Origin of the sequence: Bifidobacterium callitrichos, from assembly GCF_008698085.1 — a bacterium.
GTDB lineage: Bacteria > Actinomycetota > Actinomycetes > Actinomycetales > Bifidobacteriaceae > Bifidobacterium > Bifidobacterium callitrichos.
Map to the genome: position 1 here is coordinate 1 of NZ_RZJP01000010.1, position 442 is coordinate 442.

At 57.2% G+C, this 442-nt stretch carries 1 rRNA gene; it reads left to right on the forward strand.

Annotated features, from left to right (window positions below):
* Positions 1 to 57 (forward strand): 16S ribosomal RNA (locus EMB92_RS11415); the annotation flags it as partial.
* Positions 58 to 442: the final 385 nt, after the last annotated feature.

Below are 442 nucleotides of genomic sequence, written 5' to 3' on the forward strand. Positions count from 1 at the left end.
GGGACTAAGTCGTAACAAGGTAGCCGTACCGGAAGGTGCGGCTGGATCACCTCCTTTCTACGGAGATTTCAGGCTCGTGTTTGCGAGTCGTTGTGGGCCCGGCGGCCGGATGTTCCGGTTGGTCCGGGTTGCTGGTGTGGAAGAGATCGTTGGCTTGTGGTCGTGGCCGTCGTTGGTCGTGGCCGGTGGTATGGGCATGCTTTTGGGTTCCCGGATCGCCACTTCCCGTGGTTGTTCGCGGGGGCGGGTCCGTCGTCGCGCGGTGTGGTCGTCCGGTCGTTTGGCCGGGTGGTCGGGTCGTGTGTGCGGTGGTGGTTTGAGAACTGGATAGTGGACGCGAGCAAGTGACAACTTCTTGTTGTTTCTTGCTGTTGATTTCGAAGAGCACTTTTTTGTGTTCGTCGATCGTTTTGTGATCATTCTAGTTGTATTGATGTGTCGT